This is a genomic window from Vibrio sabulosilitoris (assembly GCF_055391395.1).
In genome coordinates, this window is sequence record NZ_AP029601.1 from 81,322 (window position 1) to 102,532 (window position 21,211).

Consider the following 21,211-nt stretch of genomic DNA (forward strand, 5'->3'; position numbering starts at 1 on the left):
ATGGCGCGGCTATTGCACCATTTGCTTATCAATTTGATCAGTTTTACCAACTTGTTCCTCATTTTCAGATTCACGAGCCTCTTGTAATATGTTCATAAAGATATTGGCATATCTGCCTTTCTCTTTTGATGTCATATCTTTACCGTATTCAACATTACCGATCAGCTTAAGGAAATCTTTGTAGACAGCTTTTTCTTCCTCTGACATTTTCGATCTAGCATCCGTAAAGCTTTTGACAGCCCCACGATGAACATCTACCATTACATCTTTGGCCGGTTTAGAGAGGTTTTTAACGCTGAACGTACTCACTTTACCATCAAACTTATGACCCGCAACAATCCGAGAGGTTCGGATATCAATAACATCGGCATCGAGATCATTCTCGGTAATAGCATCAGAACTCTCTGAGTTAGAAGCATTTGGTTCTTCTTGAGTTTGGTTAAGTAAATTAGAAAGAGTCGATTTATTAAAAGTACTTACGATCTTCTTTAGTACCAAACTGTTTAGCTTTGTTTCGCTAATCCCTTCATAACTAAATGCCGGGGCGTCCTTGATAGGACAAAAGTCTCTAATAGTCGGCAGAGAAGTATTGTTTTCCTCAGCCTGTTTCTTGATTCTAGCGACTTTAGTCTCATAAGCCTTTCTAAGTTTATCTACTTTTCGATCATGAGTTTTTTTAAGTTTGGCTCTTTCTCTCTCTTCAAAATCAACTTTGATATCATCTCCGTTAATTCTTGATACTTCAATCTGGAAAAGTGTAGCGGCTTCAGAGAGCTTACAATCCTCAGGCTTATTGTCGTTTTCAGATTCTTTCGCAGCGCGGACTGTTTCATGGATCTCGTTGAGCTTAAGGATAGTTGGCTTCCCTATGCTCGTTGGTGAGTTAAATGGATTTTTCAAATAGTCTGGTAAAAAATGAGCTTTAAGTGCCAAACTGACCAAAGTTCGACTTACCGATTTTGCTGCAGCAATGTCATCGAGCTTCATGTCTGGTTTAGCGGCCATCATATTCGCAAAAATAGCGCCTTTCTCAACCAGAGACAGTTCTTTAGTGTTGGCAAGGCTTTCTGCAATGATCTTTAGCTGCGAGTCTTTAAGTCGAGCTTTAGTGATCAGGAGGACGAGCGGTGCGCCAAGGTATTGCGTCGCAAACGTTCGACGTGAGCCATTCAGCACATAGTACTTACCATCGCGCTCGTGGGCCCATACAGGCTCAATTTGGCCGTTTTTTCGAATATCCTTGGCAAGAGGCATGATATCTTTAGCACCCTCGTCAGCATGTCGAGGATTAAACGGCGAGATACGAACGTGGGTTGCTACTTCTTCTGGTGATAGTGTTTTTAGTGAAAAACCTACCGTCATCGGCTGCTCAGAACTCGATCCTTGGAAAAACCTTAGTGCAACGGATGAATTCGCCTCGCGTGCCAGATCAGCAAAGACATCTTTATTCGAGTTATCTAAGCCGCGCTTCGGCTCAGAGTTCTTGGGAGCCCGATTCCCATCTCTTTTGTTGAAATGACTCGCAGTTCTATGGCCACCAGCAGAGGTCCGTTGGCCATTTGGTACGTGTGTATTCATTTAACAGTTCCTAATTGTCTGTTACTCGTTCATCAAGCATCCATACCTGGCTGAATTCCATTCGCTCACGAGAGGTATGTAAATGATTGGTATATCAACGAAACACTGTTTCGCAGAATGAGATATATCTGTTTTTAGTATGTATGCTGCGTGCGTGTTAAAGTCACTGGTTTCTTTTCGACCCAATCTGTAACACATAAGTTCCCAAAAAGAACAACAAGTTGCGAAAAAGCCACAACACTACAGATATCACTATAGCAGGATACAATTATCTAACAAGTTATCCAAAGTTCGGATCAAAGTAAGCTTTGTGTCAAATGTGCCATTCAATCGCAAACGTCCATTGCTAATTAAACGACCAAATATCAAAGTACTTATAGTTTCTTTTCTTTATGATTATGCTAAAACCAAATCAGTGGTTTCTCTGTAACTGATAGTAAACTTACTAATTAGAGCAAAGCATATCATAGAATGAATCTTTTTTTTATACTCAACTTGAAGCATAAACTCTTGCAAAATGTGTCTGAACTGGAGATTACAGTACGCTTTATCTATTTATTCAGTAGCCATATTGCAACAAAAGCAGCGGCAACTTTCAATCGTAGTCTGTCAAATTACTATCAATTCAGAAAAGTACATTAAATTTTCTGGCACGACGTCAAAGTTTTAGACTTTGATTTTTCTTAAATGAAGACAGGCTAAGAAAAGGAAAGTTGTCTCGTTAAACAATTTGAAATAATTCCTAACTATGAGACAACTTTGGGATAAAAATCACACTCTCTTTGCCTGTCAGATTACTGAAACTTATCGAAAACAGTGCGTACACTTTCTTCTGCTTTGAGAAGTGCATTTACAATTTTGGGATCAAACCTGACACCTGAGTTAGAAACAACAATAGCTTTGGCTTTATCAAATGTCATTGGCTCAGAGTAAACGGTTTTCCTAACCAGGTTATCTAGCGTGTCGATCAATGCCATAACTCTAGCCACGAGTGGGATATTGTCACCAACTATACCTTCCGGGTATCCGTTAACGCCATTGTACGTTTCGTGATGATATCGAACACAGTCCTCTACGATGGTGACAAAGAGATTATCTCTGCGAGAGATTTTGTCGAACATCATCGTAGTAGGGTGAGTGGTGTGCTCTTTGATCATATTCATTTCAGCATCGGTCAAGCGAGACGGCTGCATGAGTAAGTGACTCGGTGTTTGAGCTTTTCCAATGTCATGCATTTGGCACGCTGCCACCATGTACTTAATGACCTTGGGGTTACTTTGCAACAATGCGCGGTCTTCTTCCGACAGTTCTCTTACGTCAATGTTGGCTAACAATATGGAGGCTATTTCGCCGCATCGAAGATTGTGGCTGTAGACAGTATCCACGAGTGGAGTTTCGATCATTGAGCACAACGATACCAACATCTCGATCAGCGTGTCCTCAACCTGGTCTACCTGCTTTGATGTAGCTTCAGGCATCGGTTCGCCGAATAGTATATTCATTGCGTTAATCCTGTTTAATGTTTCAATCTAAGGCGTGACACACCGGTCACGCCCGTAGGTGGTTAGAGAGTGATGGACTCTAAAATATCATCAGGCGAATGTGCATTGCGATTTTTGTTGCCACTCTTGCTCTTGCGATGGCCTTCCTCAACAAGCACCTGCTCAATTGCATCTGCGATGCTGTGGCCAGACTGCTTGTATTTGTCTATCTGGTTGAGCTCTTTAGGATCTGTTGTAAATAGTAGCTGCATCTTACGGCTTACATAGAGTCTCACGACCTGTGCACCGGATGACCCCCGGATGAAGATCTCCGAATATTCACCTTTCTTGGTGTGAAGCGATTTAAGCAGCATGAAGTCCTGCTCATCACCGGAGTATTTCCCGGAAGACTGGAGTTGGTCAATCTGCTCTGGCTCCTGTCGTAACAGCACTTTCCACTGACTGTTCGCGATGATTGCCTCGCCAACTGACGATTTGTAATAGTCATTGACCGACTGCGAGATGGCGACACCGGCAGCTCGGGTTTTCCGGAATCGACGCCAACCGGCTTCTAGGAAGGCACGTATAAAATGAGAGCCGCCGTCGTCATCCGAAAGAAATTCCCACGCCTCATCTAAAATGAACAGCTTCTTTTTATCCTTGCCGGTCAAGAACATCTCGTATTGGATACTACTGATACATTGAAGCAGTACAGCCCTTTGTAGGACTTTTTTACTCTTTAGCTCCTCAAGCTCAAATACGATGAAGTTGCCGTGGTAATCAATTGGCGGGCGATCGTCTCGGAAGTAGTTACCGTACTGGCCGCCCTTACACCACTGTTTGAGCTGGCGTGCCAAATCGTTGATACGCGGATCTTTACTTTCTTCGCACATTTCAGCAACGCGGTCGATACTGCCCTCGTTCCCGTACTTCTTCCACACTGCCGTTACGATGTTGGCGACTTCTGAGCTCTGGAACTGCGTAAGTGTAGATTCAGGAGCACACATATAGCTGATCAGACTGATAAGCATATCGGACTGGCCTTCAGCACCTTCGAACTCCGTTATTGAGCGGAACGGGTTAAGACTGTATTGGAAGTTGTCGTCGAACAGGATGAACTGTGCACCAGAACCCATGATCTCAGCCAGTTTCATATACGAGCGACCAACGTCAATGATAAAGACTCGTGATGCGTCATGCTTCTGAAGCGCGTGCACCGGTTTAGTTTGTTCATCGTGGTACACAAGTCGTCGATTGTCTCGCTCTCCCGAGCTGAGTAGGTGAGTCAGCAAGGCATTAGCCCAGAAACTCTTTCCGCTTCCACTGGCAGCAGCCACCGCAATGTTGAAGTTGCCATCACTTACGAAAGGGTCCCACATGAACAGCTGACCTTCTCGCGTAACCATCGGAAAAACTGGATCATTTGCACCGTTTCCTTTCCACGCGCTCACGATCGGGCAAAGATGTTTGAGAACGTTTGAAGGGAAACAGTCATAGCGTTGGAGCAGTCGCATATTTTCTAGTGACTGGCCCCCCGGCAGTGCCGCTTTGAATAGAGGACCACAGAAATATCGATCATCGGTCAGCGTCCAGAAGGTACGAGCACCGTGTGACTTGACCGCTTGCGCGACATCATCACCATGAGCACGATCGTCACAGAAAAGAGCGATTTGCAGGTACGAGTTAGTGAACTGCGCGCCGGACCGTTCGATAGCGTTGTTAAACTCGTCGTAGTCCTGCTTTTGCCACAAAATACGTTCGATGTGCTTGGCGAATGGCGTTGACGCCATGTGGTTGACGTAGGTTCTATCTTTCAAGAACTGATCTCTACGCTTTATTTGATCAGGGTAGTGGATATTTAGTGACATCAGGAAAGGTACGCGTATGCCGGCTTGACCTTTCTGCCAGTCGACGACCAACGAATAGAGTTGGCCAAAGGTCATCACATCCGGATATTTGAGTACAGACAGTAGTCGAACAAACTTGCCATCTTTTGGAAGGCTTTTGTCTTCGGTGTTCCCGAGCTCAATACCTTCTTGGTATACCTGCACTTTAGAGCCTTTATCAAGCACCTGGTTGCGTAGAGGCTGTGACGCATTAAAGCGCATTGGGCGCTTCCGCCAGCCAGAGTTGGGGCTCCAGTTGTGCAAGACTTGCATACGATGAAGGAACATTTCTCCGTTCATCTCAGTAGGATGCAGGTGGATAGCTTCTAGTGTACCCTTTAGAGCCGTTCGCTTGGCCATGAAGGTTTTAATCTCACGCGCACTTGGCTGCAATTCTTTGGTTGGGAGCGTTAAGGTCACCCAAACCTCAAAATTTCGGATCAGCATTTGACCTTGTTCAGTCAGCGGCTCCATAGTTTTTTTATCAAGGAAATGGAGATATTCCGTTGCTACAGAGTCAAGTAGATCGGATGTATCGCGCTGTGGACTACGCTGACCGCGAATGGCCTCGAAGTTGTCTAGAATTGGTTTGATGTCGGGTGATGCGAACATGCTAATCTGAACGAACATGTCCGTAGGGAAATCATTTTTAAATAGATCCTCTAGCGCGTTCTGTACATCGCTATTAACACCGGTTAGCGGTTGACAGACAAAAGCTGCCATCAGGCCTCCACCATCCATCAAAAAGCTCTCCATTTCAGGAATGTAGCTTAGGTATGGTAGTGTATCACCGTAAAGATCCGGTCTGGAATTTATACCCATATCCGTGGTTCCTCTTTATCCTACTGATCGTCTTCCGATAAAAAATCTCTGAGTCTGCTTATTTTTTGCGAGGACCAGGTTTGCCCGCACTGGTGTGGCTAATACAAGGGTCTAGGCATCTTGCCTATGCCGTTGATTACATCAGATGGGGAGCGTATTGCTTAAAGGCCGTATATCCTCGACATGGCAGGTGAGAAGGGCAGAGCTAATCTGCCCTCGTTTAAATTACTTTGGCTGATTGACGTTCGGGATAATTCCCTCAAAATCAAACTCTTTTGGCTGTTGGCGGACATCGATGCCCATGCCACCCGCATCACGTGGTGTGTCACTGCTTAGCTGTGATGTACTCGCTGATTGTGAACGAATATTTGTAGGGGTGATTCGGTTAGTGTGTTTTGTAGCTTGCGTACCGATTGTCCATGTTCTCTGCTCAACCTCTGCGAACAGCTGAGAGGGCATAACTAAGTGATCATTTTCGTTAGTGTACGGAGCAACGGTAATACGAAGGATCTTTGGTGTTTCGCGTACTGCAAGTGGATCTGGGCTAGGTAAATGAAGCCTCTCTTCTTGGAAGCGTCCGTAAGCTTCCGCCCTTTCCTCGGCAGAAGGGGGCGGTGTTACAGCGCCTCCACCAAGGTTCATTGCTGCTATGCCAGTTCCTGTTGCGGTATTACTCTTATCAGAGCCTGGATCATTTTTTGCTGCTTCGCGGCGTACTTCGTCGGCAGTTAAACCCTCTAGGTTTGAGTATGTGTCGGTTGCAGCCCATACTTGTCTCGCGCTAACACAGTCAACACCGCCGGTGTTGACCGCACACTCAGGTGGCTCTTCGCCGACAGTAAATACCGAACAGCCAGATAGCGTTAGTGATGCAACAGATGCTGCTGCAAGAGTTAGTTTACGAAAGTTCATTTTCCATTAACCTCATTAACAATGTCGCCAACCATCTGGATGTGTGCGCGATTCATTTCAGTTGCTTTTACAAATTCTGGGATGTCATCAGGTAAGCCGTAGATCCACGCTCCGTTCGCGTTGTAGCTAAATGGTAGGCGCTTCACTCCATACATTCCGGCCACTTGAATAGCGTGCAATATGCTCTCTGGGCTACATGTTAGGATTTGCTTAAGGTGAGTAGACGGATCGTTTGCTACAGGAAACTCAAGGTTCAGAAGACGCTCTTTAGCTGCCACGCGGTCTTCAGCACAATATAGATTGGCGGCGGCAGTGAGGCTCTCCCGATTCTCAGAGCCAATCAAGAGCACGTCGATGCGGTAATCAGACATGTGCTCTTTGATGAACCCAATCGTCGCTTTTGTAGCATCACTGTCAGCTGCCATCAGCATCACCGTAAAATCAGCTCTTAGTTTGTCCACACCGAAGTTAAAGATAGGTAGGTCAGACTCGATGATGCTGTCGCCGTTGATATGCCACATTTTATTGAAGTCGTCAGCCTCAATCACTTGGCGATTATTGGCTATGTCAAAAATGCTGTTAGCGTAAAATGCATAACGCATCTGCATATCCATGATCATAAACTGATTGGTTTTGAGCTTGATAGCAATCAGGCCAGCTGGTGGCGGCAAGTTTGCGGTCCACTGTGCTAAGTCAGCACCCGGTCCCAAAAACTCTGCAAGCTGTCCTTGCTGTGAATTTCGAATAGAGTCGAGTAGTGGATCTGTATCAGCACTAGCGTTAAAACTAAGCACGGCGCTTGCAACCAAAGCTGAAAGTTTAAGTAATTTCATATTTAGTTAGCCTTCATATTTCCGTCTTCATCAAGAAACTCTGATGGTGAAAGATTGATGAATTTTGCTCCACCTAGGCCGCCAACAACCGAGTCAGAATCTATGATCACATAACCTGCCTCGTTGTAGGCTCTAATGGTCCGGTCCAGAAGCACGCGGATTTGCTGACCAGTAGGGTCGTACTTTTGCCAAGATTTAATTGTTGGTTCAAATGCAATAACCGCGACTCTGGTGTAGCCTGAAAGGTCGTTACTATTCTCTAACTGTTTCTCAAGCTCTTCGATGCGTTCGAAAGCGTAAACAAGGTTATCTTCCAAATAGACATCTTTTCTGTAGAAAATTCCGATGACAATCAAAAGAACAACAGTCATTACTGCAAGAAAAGGTCGCTCACTAATGGCCACAAAAAATTGGCTTATTCGCGATGGTTTACGCTCTTGAGGTGGGCTAGTGCCAGGCTCAACAGATTGATTAACTTCGTTATTTTCTTTTTGTTCAGCCATTATCGTACCTTCACACTTTCTTTATTGAAATCAAGAACAGACAGTGAGGTGACTAAGAAATCAACTTCGATACCAGCAGAAACTTTGAGTGTCGGTTGCATCTTGTCAGCGATGTCCATGAAATAGTCAGCAAGACGTTGCATTGCATCACCGGCTCCTCCGAGCGCGGCACTACCTGTCAATCTTGCTAGATCGGAGCCACTGATAGCGTAGACGCCATCATCACTGTTAATTTCAAGAGAGGTCTGAGAGAAAATATCGGTTAAACCCTCTAGGAAACCTGCAGTGGCAGTTTTCATCAGCATGTCGCTATTTCGACTGATCAGAGTTGCCGGAACGCCGGTCGTACCATCAGGTCCACTAGACACGGCCATGATCTTATCCTCGGTAGCTGTACCATCTTCTCTAATACAGGTGATCGCACTAGCTCGGAAGTTAACGCGGATACTCTCAATGGCTGGTTTTGCAGCTGCGACGATGACACATTCAACCACTTCTGCACTAACGTTGTAGTTCGGCATTAGAGCTTCGCGCTTGATACGAAATATGCCAGGAATTGGCTCGTTGTTTGCAGAGCTACCGGTCGGTACGTACATACCATTCATCAATGTACCTGAAAGAATGGAGCCAGCAGTAAGAGGCACTGTGTTTTCAGCGCGTTCTTTCTCTTCGCGACGAACGGTTTCCTCTTGCTCTTGAGCTCTCCATTCCAATTGGCGCTTTTCTCGTAACTGCGATCTAGCTTCCTCAAGCTCTGCAAAGACGTCACGTGGAACGGCCAGTGTGTTGCTACCTTGTTGCTGCTTGGCCAGTGTAGAAACAGAGTTGTGGTTATTCATGTCGAGTGTTTGGCCAGTAGAAACACGGTAGTTACCAGAGTCGTTCAGCACTCGAATACCACCTTGGCCTCCGATACCCGGTCGCACGACATTACGTCGAGTACCTTGAATGGTTTGTTGGTGTTGACCACGGTTCTGGCCAGTTGGGTCGATCACCGCAACATCAGCAAAAGTGTTTGGATCAGTTCGAGAGCCCATATACCCCTGAGTAGCAGCGAATGCAGCTTTTTGCTCATCATTAAGCTTGAAAGCGGGATCGATAGCACCTGGATCTTCGCCATTGAGCAAGGCATTGATGATTTCGCGAGTAGTCTCTTTGTGCTCTATCTCCTGATCGATCAAGCTTTTTTCAGTCTCTTGACGCAATGAGCGTAGCTCTTCACGGTTGCTCATGTGGAGTTTATCGAGCTCTTGGTTCATAAGCTCTTCGCGCTCATTCAAGTTCTTGCGCTCTCGCTCTAGCTCAGACTCTTTGACGCGCATTTCATCTTCCATGGCAGAGAGAAGTTGCTGACTCGATTGGATATCAAGTTTGTCAGCACCACGGTCACTAAAGATCTGAGCAGGACGGGCGTTTTTCTCGCCCTCAGTAAGATCGTGGATACCAAAGTCATAGCTGTAGTTTCTTTGGCTGCGCGGCAGGCGATCAGAAGTCTCTGGCATAAAGCCCGCGGCAAAGATGACGAAAACGGCACCGATACCTATTATTAGACCTTTTCGCTTTTTCGGATCAGCCCAAAAGCTATTAGGATCATGGTCTTTTTCAGCACCGGCCTCGAAGAGTTTGGTCACACGTTCTTTGAGTTTATCTGTAAATTTATTGCGCATTTTGACACCTACTTCTTAACGGATGGGCGCTTGTTGCTGCGCTCATGCAATAGACGTTTCGTGTATTGCTTATCACGCAACACATACATCTCAGTGCTCTCACCCGGAGCGAGATGCGATTTTTCGAAGGTAGCAGCGGCAAATACGCCTGGTGAGATGCAGTATTCATCCTCAACCGACCTTAAGCCATTGATATCGTTAGTAACTCGAACTATGTCGATGATCTCGCGTGAGGACTCAAGCTGCATAACGGTCTCGTGGAACATGACAAGCTTGCTTGTGTCACACGGGTAGCGTTCTGACTCTGGGACCTCGCCGTACAGTTTTAACGAAAATCCTTGTGGGATATTCTCTTTGGCCACTTCGACAAGAAGGTTTGCTATACGCTCTTGGTATGCATCAGAGTTGGTATGCAACTGGCTTTCACCACGCTCAAGCGCCTTGTTGATTTCGTGCAGCTCGGCTTCAGCCACTTTCAATTCTGCTTCATGATCATCGATAATCTTTTGGCGTTTGGCCTTAAGGTCACGTGACAGCATGATATGAACTTCGCCCATCACTGGTGGAACAGCATCAGGCAAAAGTAATACGTTAACCGCGCTTTCTGGTAGACCACGTTCACCAACCATCAATGCGATAGGCTCGGTTGCTGATACCGGTGTTATATAGAGGAAGCCACCATCAATTAGCATCGGCGCATCCGTATTGGCAGTACGGATGTCAAGGTTGTCAAAGTTAAACGCAATTCGGTTTGATTGGCCGTGGCCGACTGTCATTGTCACTGGATCATTAGGCTTGGCATGTATCACGGGTGTCGGAGTGTAAATCTCGCGCGCTTTGGATGCTATCGGATCGGCAGCTTCTTGCTGAGATTGAGCTTGGCGATCGGGTGTGTATGAATACTGCGGATAAGGATCAATAACATTGTTGCCTGAGGGTACCGGAGAGTAATCATCCGCTTTCATTGGCTGAACATTGTGGTTGATGTTACTAGCTGCTTTACGCAGACGGCCTTGCTGGTCTATTTCGGGAAACTCACCGGTTCTTAAGGCTTCGTTGCCGACTGGTAGGTTATGCGCTGTTCGCTCTAAGATCAGTTGGTCAAGTGCATCATACTCAGCTTTGGTGATCTCTTTTTTGGCCGAATTACCTGCAGAGATAGGTGCCGTTAAGTTTTCTGGCAAAAAGCTCTCAGGATTTGCTTGAGCTACCGAAGAACTAGCCAATAGTATTAATGTCGAAAGTAGTGTTTTTTTCATAATGCTTTTCTAACTCTCTTGGACCTACTCACTTGGAGCTTCTAATGTGTTTTCGAAGTTGCCACCTTTCTCTGCAATCTCGTTTGAACGACGACGCATCGTAGGTTTGCCAGGATACTGTTGTAGATGGACGATCTGTGGTGAACCGTTCTCAGCTATGATCTTGATTTCAAATGTCCAAAGCTCTGAGCTAGGTTGGCCCGTACGTACGTTGGTTGTCTCTTTTTCGCCGGTGATCCAAACCAGGCTTGAGCGAGGGTCGTACGTCACGCCATTCGAGATAAAACGCTCCTCAATTTTTTTGAGCTTTAGTCGGTGAAGTTGCTGGGTCATCAATGAATCAACTTCAGTCCAGTGAGCTGCTGGGATCATTCGACGAATAACGCCTTTGGTGAACTCGGCACGCTGTGCGTTGATATTACCGATTTGGTCAGCGACGAACATGGCCCATGCAGTCTGGTAACTCTCGGACGCGATACCACCCTTCATGCTGATCTCTTCAGTAAAGTTTGGTGGCGTAACCACCTGAGTAATCGGTCGATTAGCTACGTGTTGAACAAGCATCAAGATAACAAGAGTCTGCAGTATGCAGATGGTGCCAAGCTTACTGGAAGTAGCCAGAGCGCCATTGTAGTTCTTGAGGACGGGGACCGTATCAAGGATCTTTGCGCGGATTTTCTCAAACTGCGTAAGATCATCATTGTGATGTGCAGCATCACTCTGACCAGATATCTGATCAGCTTTTTTAGCACCAAGATTAAACATAAGAAACTCTACTGATAATATTTACGACGGATTGGATCAAGAAGGTATTTACTTGCTTTCAAAGGAATAAAGCCTTGATACCAGAGGTAGTGAAGAACGAAGCCCGATGGGAAGTTTTTAGCAAGTTTGACCTGAACTACGGTGAGCATTACACCAAAGATTAGAGCGTAGTTGGTTATGCCGATAAGCGTGCCGATCAGAACTGATACGGCTAGCGGTGCCACCTCTTCAACTGAAAAAGGTCCGACCATTTTTGGGTCGTTAACACGCATTGGGATTCGATCTTGATTTGGTTGGAGTTGTTGGTGCATATTCTATTCCATGAATATAGGATGACGCTCAAACCCTGGTGGGCATCCTGCCATCACAAAAAATCAGATTACATCTGCATTACAGATAGCATCTGAGAGATTTGTGGTAGAGCATCGAAAGAAGCACCCATCGCCGAATCAATGATGCTAGAAACGTTGGCGAGTACAAGGATACAAACGACACATGCTGCGAATGCAATAAAGTTCGGGTTACCGATAGCAAAGTAGATACCCGCAACAACCATCAAGATCATCATGATACGGCCACCGTAACCCTCAGCGATTGAGATTAGGTCGTCCCAGAAGTCCTGAAAAGCTGCATCGAGATCTGAACCACCAGCGGTAGCAAACGCGTAATGTGAAACTAGGAAGAAAAGTACTCCAACTAGTGCCATGGTCATCAAACGTTTTTGCTCTTGAGTGAACTCAACTGCATTGCTCATAATATTCATTGTTATTCCCTTAATTTTGATAAATTTTGAGTGTGAGAAGGCACACCAACTCGCGGTGTAAAAAATACGAAAATGTGCCAACGACGCTTAAAACAAGCTTGATCGAATGCTCGCCCGGATTCGAGGAATGGTGAATACGTAACGAGTTTTGTGAAGAGGTTCAGTTAACTATGGTGGATTAATGAGCTCGACCCAAAAACCGATCAAGCTCATTATAAACACACCTTGTTGGAAAATATAGTATTAAATTTATCTCTTTGTTGGAAAAAACGGCTCAGTATCAAAGAGTTTTCGTAATGTGAGTAATGATATTCTTGGCAATAATAGCCGACATCACCATCGCGACCGGGGGATATAGAACCCCAAAACCCGCGGCATACGGCAAAATCAAGTATAGGCTGAGCATAAAAGAAAAGAACGCACTCATCCTAATCCAGATATTTTGCTTAACAGCACTCGATACTTGGAACTCGTACATCTTTATCTTCCGTTCGTTGTAACCCTGAAAAATAAGCGCGATGGTTAACGGCAATAGTGCACCGCCCCACCATAGAAGAAGCGAGAAGCGGAAGAATATCTGGTACATCAACAGCAGGAATTTGTGCCATAGGTCGTATGGTGAAACTCTGAGCCAATCTAGGCTATCACCGCCTACATTAAAACTGTTGCCCTGAGCACCCTTGAGGCTATCACCGTCGATAGGCGGCAGCATTCGTTCGAGCAAGGCGTAGATATGCTTGGCACGATTGATGACGCCATGTGCGTTCTCGTCACCAATAAGGCTGACATTATCCTGGATCTCCGCATACACCTTCTGCGCGTAGGTTGGGTAGTCAGCAACAAGAAGAACGTAGCCAAATACAATCAGTAGCAGCGTAACTTGAGCTCGATGTTTGAGTGTATATTCTTTGCTTTCGCTCTCGGGAGAAATAACCATGGTTAATTACCTCCCACAAAGCTTGGTATTCGGAAAAATTTCTTCTTGGGTGGAGTGTTGGTCAATATAGGGATGCGTAACTTGTATTTTTTACCGTTCTGCATCCGCGCTATACACTGTAGGTTCGGCATATCGCCTTGGGCGGTTGACGGGAACATCTCTTTTTGCTCTTTGCTAATCGTTTCGGTGTAGGTGGTGGCCGCGTCTCCAAAGAGCTGACTTGAACCACCAGCTCTATCGCCTTTGGCGTAGGAGAGGGAGTCGACATCGATCATGCCAAAGTTAGATGCCACAAACTCTTTGGTCTGGGGATCGGTTACACGAAGTGCAAACAAGTTACTTGCTAGACCAAGGACCCGGTCTGCAGTAGCTTGATCGGTTTTTGCAACAAGATCTGGCACAGTTTGGGTGCTTAAAAAAACCTCAAACGAAGCGCCGCGTCCTACTGCTAACATGTTGATTAGCTTCTCATTTAGTGCTGCGTGGGCCTCGTCCGTAAATAGAGCCACACGACGGCCCACACCCTCATCGCGTGAGTAGCGTTTAGAGGCTGCTGATGATATTGCTGAAATGAGCAACTTAGATAGGTTACCGGCCATCTTGCTGTTACCCATCGAGTTCAATGCGATGTACAGGCACCCACCAGATTCCAACATTTCAGAGAGGTTCAAAATGCCGCCTTCGGTTCCGTCGCCCATGACGTCCTCTAAGCGAGGTGACAACAGCTTATCGAGCGGCGGGGCAGTAAGCTGGTCAAATAGCGGGTCGGTTGAAGCCAACATTTTGTCACGGTGCTCTTTCGGGTGCTGTACGTATCCGATGATGTTATCAACCGCCTTTTTGCGCCGGTGCTCAGGTATCTTGTCTTCATTGAGATAGAATTCAATCATACCGTTAAGGCCGCCCGCGGGCTCATCAGGAAAGTTCTCGCTCTTCATCTTGCGCTTGGCGGCATCAACGCGATCAGGTTTACCTTCATAGAAGTCCAGGTAGAAGCGTTCCAGCGACAGTTGCGCGAGTTTCATGTAGTTGTGGCGCATGTAACTACTGATTGATGTTAACTGTATCTCGATACCACAGTATTCGAGTGCTTGAACTATTTGGTTGATACATTTCCAAGTAAACTGACGGAAAGAGTCGTTGTCATCGGCGGCACTGGCCGCGGTGGTGTCGAGTATCCGAGTTGGTATATCAGTGAGGTCCTCGTAGTCTTTGAGCACATCGATGCAAATAGACTCTGATGAGTTGGCTACTGAGAAATAATAGAAAGGCACACCCATAATCGCGCACTCTTCTCTCATACGCTTAATCCAGTCTGCATCTGGTTTCGGATCGACGATGACATTAAACGAGCCGCGATTGAGCGTACCGGTTGAAAGCATGTTTAGCAGAGTGGTTTTGCCGGTACCCGGCAGACCGAAGATGACAGAGTGGCCATAGAACGTGTTTATATCGACATACTGATCAATTTCGTCACCCAAACCATGAATATAGGCTTTGCCACCCAGGATACGTGTATCCTTTTCTCCCGATTTACGGAAGATAGACGGGAGGTTGACCTCAGACATGTCAGTACTCATTGACGCAAGGCGATGATACAGTGCGGCGTGTTCGGCCCCCCACTCGAAGCCCTTACCGATATAGACTTTGTCTTGGTGCTCAAGGTTATTCTTCCTTAGCTCGCTCAGGGTCTGAAACAGGAAGTAATTATTGATCAGCCTCGATTTGAGTTTTATCCGGTCAATAGACTTTCGGTACCAGTGCAGAGACATACCTGCAGTGATCGCCGAAACGACAAATGGAGCGGTACCAAGCGTCACACCACCAGTCACAGCGGATGCAATAGTGGCGGCTAAGTAACCGGAACCGATATTGAGTTCGAACTCGGGCCTGAAAAGGTCGCGAGTATCGTTAAAGTCACGCATTAATCTCTACCTTTGAATTGTAATAACTTTGTCTTTGAATGAATCTGCGTAGAGGAGCCAAAGCGCATTGCTCAAATACTCTATTTCAGCGCGCTTAGGCTTAACACCGTTGTTAATTGATGCTAAGTCGTCTTCCATGGACTTATACTTTGACCATACCGCCCTAGTGAAATGCGTTTTCTTGACCAGGTGACCTTTATCAGTAGGTGATGCCTTAACTAATGTAGTGCTCAACTCATTTGCCAAAAGTTTGAAGCAAGCGGCATATGGAGAAACTAGCTTGTTCTGTGAATCAACGTACTCTGCCTTGAACTGCATCATATCCAGCGCATCGATGAGATCACGCACCGGACTACCTAGTGGAGCCTCAACAATACTATTGCTTGTCTTGGGTTGCTTCTTCGCAGGTTCATTTTCAACTAATTCTGACGAAACACTGTTTCGTCGTTTTTCTTCCTCCAAACTAGCATTACTGCTAGCTGGTGGTTCAGCTTCCGAAGAGGTTACATTTGCTCGGTCCGCTGTTTGAACATTATTATCACCAAATGGCAGATCAAGCACTACAAATTTGTCTTTCTCTCTTACGATCAGACCTTGATCATGCAACGTTTGAAGCGTTATCTGCTCAGGGAACTGATTGAGCCATTGATTGACGGCGATCTTTGGTACTTGTTCGCCGGCATCAAGTTTCTTGCGCACGGTTGCCATTGATTGAGTCGTATTATCAATGTGCTCAATGATCCGATCACGCAGCGAAAGTTCAGCTACTGTGTTATCCATCACAGGCTCTTGGTTATCATCAGACCCGGCTGCAGACTCAGTGCTTGGTCCTCCTTGACTGCAGGTATCAAAATTGCCGGTTTGAGCAAGATAGTCGTAGTATTCGCTATCAGAGTCTTCGGTATAGTGTTCAGGTAGCGACACTTCTGAGCTTAGTGGCGGTGTATTTTCCTCGGAATTCAGTGTTTCGGTGCTGTCTTTGCAAGGTGCATCCTGTTGGGTAACTATCGGTTCCTGCTGGCGAGTTTCCCGTTTTTGACTGCCATGGTCGGCAGGTGCGCCTACAGCTGCCGGGGCGGCCTCAGTGATGTTTGACTCTATTAAGCTAGCGAACTCATCAGTGATAACGATGAAAGCATCGTTCTTCTTAGATATGTGGCCACCACTGATAAGAGAGTCAGGCTCAATTCGCTCTTGCTTGCAGAGGCTGATGACTTTGTCGTCTTTAACTACTGAGTTCGGGATCTTCTTTTTCTTGAGTTTGACTTTATTGATACTGGCTAAAGTGGCCCAAACACGAAGCACATTCGCTTTGGATATCGCTTCAGCGCCAAATTCTGCTGCCACCGGAGTGTACACCTGGTCAACAAGACCTTCTGGTGAGCCTTTTTCTTCATCGGCAGTAACACCAGGCACACCCGCGAGATTGAATAGGTCATCTTCACTCATTTGAGGTGGTGACTGATTATTTACCGGTTTAGCTTGAGATGGTTTGCGCCGTTCGGCTCTTTGGCCAGTTTGTTTATCACTAGAGATTGTTTGCTTTATCGTGGGGGAGCTACCTTGATCTTGATTGGGTTCAACGCGCTCCTGTCTCTCTACCGATTTGATCTGATTGTTCTCGTTAACTGATATGGTGATATCCGATGCACCAAAGTCTGGCCGTTGGTGACCATCGGCACCATCTGACTCCTCGACTGTACGATCAACAACATTTAGCCTCTCAGAGAGTCCAAGCTCTTTGCCGACAGCGTCTTTCTCCGCCTCATCTTTCGGTGGCTCCGTTTTATTGATCACTAGCTCGCGAACATCGTATTCGTTCAGGAACTCAATAGCGTTTAGGTTATCGAGGCGCAGTACACCAGTGTTGTGTGTTTGAGGTTGGTGGCGACCAAACATCAAAGAAGGATGCTCGAGCATGGCGACTTTGAAAGAGCCTCCAATCCGCTCCATTACAATTTCATTGTCTGACGCTTTGTATTTGCCCTTAGTCAACTGAAGTGACATGGTCAGAATGTTGTTACCTGGCATCTTGATAAAGCGTGCGGCTGCAAGCTCCTCTAAGACCTGCACAGGGTGTAAGTTACTCAGGTGATACATTGTCGGCGATCGTCTGGTAATCGCGCTCTGAGCCATTTGTATGGCCTCTGGGAAGCGAATAAAGACATCTCCACCAAGAATGAATGTGTGGCCAGCCATCTTTGGGTCACGTCGCAGTTCAAAGAGTTGATTAACAACGAGTTCAGCGATACTGGCATTACGATCTTTATGGTGGTAACCGCTCCTAACCTTCTTGAAAGAGATATGCACACTTGTGTTCTCACCCTCAGCAAGTGCTGTTTTAAGGTAAGCAGCTCCTTTGCCTCCCGATAGGATCTTGTTTATCTCTTCGACCAGGCCAAAACCAGTGTCAGGGGACGAACTTAAAAAGTGAATGGCTTCGGGCGTGAGGATCTTGTTTAGCATCATTGCTGCAACGCCTTCATGCCTTCCATAGCGCGAGCCGTTCCCAACGTATTTAGCCTTGGAGTTCATCTCCACAAAGTATTTACCCACGCGATTATCATTAATGTGCTGGTGGAGGCTAGATAGGGTAGGGTTCCATGTAGTGAGAGTACCGTTATCAGACTGGCAATAGATAGACATGTCGGTCATCGATTTACCGATGTCGTGCATAAGTCCAATAACAAACGTAGCATATTGCCATCTTACTTTTCTGGCAGCTTCGATATCATTCCAAGTTTCGGTAGGAAGAGTTTGTGTCTTTGCAGTTTTTAGTGCTACCTCGGCCACCTCTAATGAGTGCTTGAGGAGCCCCTCCGGCCAATTGTGGTGGTTACTCTCGGAAGCAGGGAGCGCTCCAACAAAATCGATAAACCGAAGTATTGGTTGTCGATAAAGAGTGTCGAAATTGTAGTACTTATCTCTTTCTGATTTACTAAGCGTCTTGTCGAGCGGCGGTAATGGAAGTGATTTAACTGGCCACTCATCAGCAAGCACTAACCTGGTAAATTCAGACACATCATCATGTTCTTCGACTCCTTGCTTTCGGAATAGCCCAAACAGTTTTGACCAAAAGCTCGATCGAGGTGATGCGATAGTTTTTCCATTGGCAAAATCGATAAACTGAGCGTGTGTGAGTCGCTTTTGCTCAGTACCTTCTTTGGCATTTTCGATCAAGAAGTCGTTGTTTATCTTGTCTACTTCTTTTGACTCAGGAACGCCAACGATGGCTCTTAAGCGATAGAGATACTCGAGCATCTCAGGTTGGTCCATAACATCGAAACATGATCGAGGTGTAATACCACTCCGCTCTAGTGATGTCTCGTGAGTATAACTGTCCACCTCAGTGCTAGGTGCGTTAAAAACCGGCACTTTAGTATCCGGAGTACTGCTAACTGTCATTTTCTATCTCGCGGTGAGTGGGCGTGATCTTGGGATCGTTACTAGGGAGCTTTCAATCGATTCAATACGTTGCTCTACTTTTGATGTTGCCATGAATGCTCGTTCATCTTTGACCTTGATGCTGTGCTCAAACTGATAAAGCATATCCATAAAAAGCTTGAAGCACTGGTGTATGTCTTCACGCAAAGCGAGCAGTTCGCTGTTGCTGCAAGTCAGCATCTGAAGCGACTCGATTTTTACGAACAGTTCATCAAATTCAGCAATGAGAACAAGGTACATATGAAAGACCTTGGACTGGTACCTGATGGAGCGTGGCTTTACCTTTGGAATGCAGATTTGCCCGGGAAATCGAACAAGCGCGCCCTCCAGATACTCAAGCTCGGCGTTGGCCCAGGCGATGTTGTTCCGAACAATTTCTTTGATAGACTGAGTCGCGTTTCCGATTAGTCGTTGTGAATAGCGATGGTGTTCAACAAGATCAGTCAAGACCGCGACTTTATTATCGGCACCACTCATCCGGCTAAGATGCCGGTCCATGTAGCGCGTCAAATAATGACTACGTATCCTGACTTTTTTTACACTGACCTTGTGTCGACTCATCGCTAACTCACATCACCATATCTAGGCTGTCTCTTGAGCTATATTCATTTCACGATAGTATCGCTGCTTCAAACGCTCAAAACGCTGCGGATCGAGTGGTGGAGTATTGGCAGTACGCTGACGTCTATTGTTACGCAAACGAGTGATACCGGTGAACGCTTGGACCGTTGCACGCGTCTTGTTGATCATCGACTTACGGTATTGCTCTAATTCCTCATCAATAATCCCGATCATTCTCAAGCACTCAACGCGGCAAAGCTCATTATCGTACTTCTTGATCAGGTCGATGATTGACCAAAAGTGGGGTTGCTGAAAAACAAGCTCTGCGACTTCACCATTCTCAGGTATCTCGATCAGTTGTAAGCGCTCTTGGCAATCAGGGTGTGACTCAATAAAGATGTCCAATGCCTCTGACTGCTCAGTCACTTCGTTGGTAGACGAGGTCTTCAATTCGATCAAAAAGTCGTTAAGTAGTTTGGCGCTTGGTTCGTGACGCTGGATATAGTTGAACATAGGAACTGTATCGGCCACAGCTTCCATCCACTCTTGTAGAGAGTTGGCTAGTAGAAGGCGCATACTTTCCGATTTTATCGGGAGATCGTATTTAACGTACGGACCCATTTGACCACTGCTGTTCATTGTTGATTGCTGAGCCAATTTACGACGTAGCGTTACATGCTCTGGCACATAGCCAGTGTTTCGTTGTTGGTTGTTACGACGCGGGTTTCTATTGTTTGATCTGGTTGGTGTTTGTACCGTTGTTTGCTCAGGGGGTTGAATAGTATCGCTATCGGCAGCTTGAGCAGTATCGTTATCGGCAGATTGGTCGGCCTCAACATCAGCGTTATCTGATTTGAGATCAACTTCACTTACGATAGGGGATTCACTATTGTCACTAGTTTGGCTTGTTATCTCATCAACAGATTGTGTAACTACAGCCTCAGTTTCTACTTCAGTTACTGACATGATTACTCCGTGTTTTGGTTGGATAGGTTAGTAAGAAATACCGGTGTAGACTTTTTTAACAAATGGCTTAATGCCGTTTGCTTCAAGTTCGTCATCATCGACGCTAAAGAGCAGCTTAACTTGATCGGGAGTGAGCTTATCTGGATCATTGTTATTATCCGTAAGGATCGAAGCAATTTCAGAAAGCTGCTGATGCTTACTGCTGGGCTCATTTAACGTATCTAGGCCAGACATAAGATCAATATCAGACTCTGTTGTGTCAAAGGCGGCACTGGCCGCAGCCAATGTAGATCCGTTGAGTTGGACGAACTTTAAGATTTGTCTAAGTACAAAAAAACGTTGCTCATACTTCTCAATATATTCTCTCTGCCACTCTGCTTCTGGTGGGAGATCAAACTGACTGAACTCGTATGTGGCAACGGTCATTGTAGTAGCTTTATTTTTTGGCGAAACCTGCTCGGTCATTCGCTTAATGTTTCGATCTTTTTTGTAGAATCCATAAGTGCCTTTAGCCCAGTAAACGTAATAATTTGTTTTGCCGTTTCTGGTGCATTTTTGGAATTTTGGATTGAAGTAAATAAACATAGATCTTAGCAGTCTTTGCTGTTGATCTTTTGCAGTAACCACAGAAGACTTTTTGCGTTCGCACTCAGCCAGAAGTTCTGTCCAATAGCTTTTGCATTCCAACTGTATTTGATCAATCAAACTGCGCTCAAAGTTACTGGTCTCTGACTGGTAATCCTGAAATGACTTATAAAAATCAATTGGATCAGTTAGGACCACCACTTGCTCAGGCATCTGCTTACTACGAGCCATCTCATTCCCTAATGTCTACTTTGGTGTGCGCTCAACGGCGCGAAGCCTATTATCGCCGTCAATGGCAAAAAGCTTGGTTTTTGTGGTTTCGAG

General features: G+C 45.9%; 17 protein-coding genes. All 17 read right to left on the reverse strand.

The window, feature by feature from the left end:
• Positions 1 to 9: 9 nt before the first annotated feature.
• Entirely contained in the window at positions 10 to 1,578 is a 1,569-nt protein-coding gene (locus tag ACZ5R2_RS23265) for a ParB/RepB/Spo0J family partition protein (protein ID WP_464900577.1), read from the reverse strand.
• A gap of 794 nt (positions 1,579 to 2,372) precedes the next feature.
• Positions 2,373 to 3,080 (reverse strand): HD-GYP domain-containing protein, encoded by a 708-nt coding sequence (locus ACZ5R2_RS23270; protein WP_464900578.1) that lies wholly within the window; start codon positions 3,078 to 3,080, stop codon positions 2,373 to 2,375.
• Between the two features lie 62 nt (positions 3,081 to 3,142).
• Positions 3,143 to 5,767 carry a TraC family protein gene (locus ACZ5R2_RS23275; RefSeq protein ID WP_464900579.1) on the reverse strand — a complete coding sequence of 875 codons (2,625 nt, stop codon included), beginning with the start codon at positions 5,765 to 5,767 and terminating at the stop codon, positions 3,143 to 3,145.
• A gap of 225 nt (positions 5,768 to 5,992) precedes the next feature.
• Positions 5,993 to 6,679 carry a TraV family lipoprotein gene (locus tag ACZ5R2_RS23280; RefSeq protein WP_464900580.1) on the reverse strand — a complete coding sequence of 229 codons (687 nt, stop codon included), beginning with the start codon at positions 6,677 to 6,679 and terminating at the stop codon, positions 5,993 to 5,995.
• Positions 6,676 to 7,512 carry a hypothetical protein gene (locus ACZ5R2_RS23285; protein WP_464900581.1) on the reverse strand — a complete coding sequence of 279 codons (837 nt, stop codon included), beginning with the start codon at positions 7,510 to 7,512 and terminating at the stop codon, positions 6,676 to 6,678. The genes ACZ5R2_RS23280 and ACZ5R2_RS23285 overlap by 4 nt, the downstream gene beginning before the upstream one ends.
• 2 nt (positions 7,513 to 7,514) lie before the next feature.
• Entirely contained in the window at positions 7,515 to 8,015 is a 501-nt protein-coding gene (locus tag ACZ5R2_RS23290) for a hypothetical protein (RefSeq protein WP_464900582.1), read from the reverse strand.
• Positions 8,015 to 9,682: a TraB/VirB10 family protein gene (locus tag ACZ5R2_RS23295; protein ID WP_464900583.1), complete on the reverse strand. Its 1,668-nt coding sequence runs from the start codon at positions 9,680 to 9,682 to the stop codon at positions 8,015 to 8,017. Before ACZ5R2_RS23295 ends, ACZ5R2_RS23290 begins: the two co-directional genes overlap by 1 nt.
• 8 nt (positions 9,683 to 9,690) lie before the next feature.
• Positions 9,691 to 10,941 carry a hypothetical protein gene (locus ACZ5R2_RS23300; RefSeq protein WP_464900584.1) on the reverse strand — a complete coding sequence of 417 codons (1,251 nt, stop codon included), beginning with the start codon at positions 10,939 to 10,941 and terminating at the stop codon, positions 9,691 to 9,693.
• Positions 10,942 to 10,965: 24 nt separating this feature from the next.
• Positions 10,966 to 11,706 carry a TraE/TraK family type IV conjugative transfer system protein gene (locus ACZ5R2_RS23305; protein ID WP_464900585.1) on the reverse strand — a complete coding sequence of 247 codons (741 nt, stop codon included), beginning with the start codon at positions 11,704 to 11,706 and terminating at the stop codon, positions 10,966 to 10,968.
• An 8-nt stretch (positions 11,707 to 11,714) separates the two neighbouring features.
• Entirely contained in the window at positions 11,715 to 12,017 is a 303-nt protein-coding gene (locus ACZ5R2_RS23310; protein ID WP_464900586.1) for a type IV conjugative transfer system protein TraL, read from the reverse strand.
• A 68-nt stretch (positions 12,018 to 12,085) separates the two neighbouring features.
• Entirely contained in the window at positions 12,086 to 12,469 is a 384-nt protein-coding gene (locus ACZ5R2_RS23315; RefSeq protein WP_464900587.1) for a hypothetical protein, read from the reverse strand.
• A gap of 280 nt (positions 12,470 to 12,749) precedes the next feature.
• A complete protein-coding gene (locus ACZ5R2_RS23320) occupies positions 12,750 to 13,406 on the reverse strand; it encodes an IncC plasmid conjugative DNA transfer DtrJ family protein (protein WP_464900588.1) in 657 nt (218 codons plus the stop codon).
• 2 nt (positions 13,407 to 13,408) lie between these two features.
• Positions 13,409 to 15,331, reverse strand: a complete 1,923-nt coding sequence (gene traD / locus ACZ5R2_RS23325) for a conjugative transfer system coupling protein TraD (protein WP_464900589.1) — start codon at positions 15,329 to 15,331, stop codon at positions 13,409 to 13,411.
• A 6-nt stretch (positions 15,332 to 15,337) separates the two neighbouring features.
• Positions 15,338 to 18,736, reverse strand: coding sequence for a TraI domain-containing protein (locus ACZ5R2_RS23330; protein ID WP_464900590.1), 3,399 nt, complete (start codon positions 18,734 to 18,736; stop codon positions 15,338 to 15,340).
• A gap of 3 nt (positions 18,737 to 18,739) precedes the next feature.
• Positions 18,740 to 19,336 (reverse strand): hypothetical protein, encoded by a 597-nt coding sequence (locus tag ACZ5R2_RS23335; protein WP_464919485.1) that lies wholly within the window; start codon positions 19,334 to 19,336, stop codon positions 18,740 to 18,742.
• Positions 19,337 to 19,357: 21 nt separating this feature from the next.
• On the reverse strand, positions 19,358 to 20,302 hold the full coding sequence (locus ACZ5R2_RS23340; protein WP_464900592.1) for a hypothetical protein: 945 nt from the start codon (positions 20,300 to 20,302) through the stop codon (positions 19,358 to 19,360).
• A gap of 27 nt (positions 20,303 to 20,329) precedes the next feature.
• Positions 20,330 to 21,118, reverse strand: coding sequence for a hypothetical protein (locus tag ACZ5R2_RS23345; protein WP_464900593.1), 789 nt, complete (start codon positions 21,116 to 21,118; stop codon positions 20,330 to 20,332).
• Between the last annotated feature and the right edge of the window lie 93 nt (positions 21,119 to 21,211).